The 1850-nt window shown below is 55.2% G+C and carries 2 pseudogenes; one reads left to right on the forward strand and one right to left on the reverse strand.

The annotated features are described in order from the left end of the window. Positions 1-316: pseudogene (locus tag VKV29_RS14920) on the reverse strand (CRTAC1 family protein); the annotation flags it as partial. 320 nt (positions 317-636) lie between these two features. On the opposite strand from VKV29_RS14920, the pseudogene VKV29_RS14925 reads away from it, so the two are divergent. Then, positions 637-1850, forward strand: a pseudogene (locus VKV29_RS14925) (hypothetical protein); the annotation flags it as partial.

Consider the following 1850-nt stretch of genomic DNA (forward strand, 5'->3'; position numbering starts at 1 on the left):
TGTGGAAGAGGGCGAGCGTGGGGCCTACGAGGAGGATATCGAGGTTGCCATCGTTATCGAAGTCGAGGAAGGCGCATCCGTTGCCGATGGTTTGAAGGATGTTGAGGGGGCGAGGGCCGGGGATAACCCAACGGTAATCTAACCCTACTTCGGCAGCGACATCCCGAAACCGAGGAGAGGCAGGTAGATCGGGAGAATCGGGGTGCGGTATATCTGTAGTGCGGGATGCGGCAGAAGGAAGCGAGGGCCGGCACCCGCCCGTTAGCCAAGAGATCGTGCTTATAAGACTAAGGCCAATCAACTCGCGTCGTTTCAAACAAGATGCTCCATCTCTGAAGATACGATATATTGTATTCTTTTTTGGGTGGTTTTCCGATTCCACAAGCGGTTTTTGGGTTCTCAAAAGTCTCACCCATGTTGTTAAGCGCTTCTCTACTCGCTTAGGGCATAGGTCTTTCATTGACAAATGTTTGGTTTGATGATTATAATACCCATACGGGTGGATTGCTTTCTCCGGTCGTCTGGGCTTGGGGAAACGAGTTTGTTCTCGGTAAAGTTTAAGAGGTATCGCCGCGACCAGGGCGTTGAAAGGCCGTGGCCTAAGCGTGGCTATAGGAAAGGACACGGTGAGGGTTCATGTCCTCAACGGTTTCGGATGCACAAAAGATAGGGATAGCCCTCGTAGAGCCGGATGTCTCTATTGAGCCGGGCGGCATCGCGCGCCTCGATGTCGTGATTACCAATCGTCAAGAAATCCCCGACCGTCTGCTCCTAGAGATCGAGGGGCTTGATATAGAGTGGTACAACATTCCGGTACCGGCTTTCAATTTGGCCTCTGGCGAGCAAGCACAAGCCCGAATCAATTTTAAGGTCGCCCGCTCCAGCGAAAATCGGGCCGGCTCCTATCCTTTCATCGTGCGTGTAAAGGCCATGGAGACCGGAGAGAGCGCCGAGGCGCAGGCGATGCTTTTCGTAAAGCCCTTCGACCGACTCGAAATAGAGCTTGAACCCCGTCGAGCCGTTTCCACCTTTTTCCATCCGCTCCAAGATTTTGAAGTAACCCTTTCCAACCTGGGCAATGTGGAACGCACCCTTGAACTTCATGCCAGCGACCCCGATGATGAGTGCGCCTATGAGTTTGATGTAGATCGCGTTACCCTCAAACCCGGTCAGTCGGAGACCATCCTACTTGCTGCGCGTCCAAAATCGCTCTCCTTCGTTGGGAACCCGCGCCTTTATGGCTTTTCGGTTTCTGCCCGTGTGGCCGACGACCCCTATATCTCTACGAAAACCCAGGGGCAGATCGAGCGACATGCCCTTATTTCGCCTTTGCCGGCTCTAGTGCTTGCCCTCATCGTGGTGGCCGCAACCGGCATCTTTCTTTTTCGTCCCACTCCGCCCCCTCCTACCAAGATTCTGGCGTTTACTGCGAACCCCGATACCGTCCAGTCCGGCCAAACCATCACGCTGTCTTGGAACGCGCAGGGGGATCGCCTCCGCTTTACGCTGCAACATCGCGTAGGGATTAACGGAACCCCCATCTTCGATACGCCGCCTCACACCCTGAGCGGCAATATGCCCGTGATAGCCGACCTAGTGAAAACCCCCACCACCGTTTACTACACGCTCCATGCCGACGGGCGCGGGGGAACCGATGAACGCACCGTGCAAATTAAGGTGCTTCCACCTCCAGCCCCACCCAAACCCGTCATTCGGAGCTTCACGGCCGACACCACCGTGGTGCATCCCGGCGATTCGGTAACGCTTTCGTGGAAGGCACGCAACGCAGCCCATATCTATCTTGACCCCGGCAGCATTGAGATATCGCCGTTCGCCGATAGCAAAACCGT

The organism is Chthonomonas sp. (assembly GCF_035294165.1).
In the GTDB taxonomy this organism is placed as follows: domain Bacteria; phylum Armatimonadota; class Chthonomonadetes; order Chthonomonadales; family Chthonomonadaceae; genus Chthonomonas.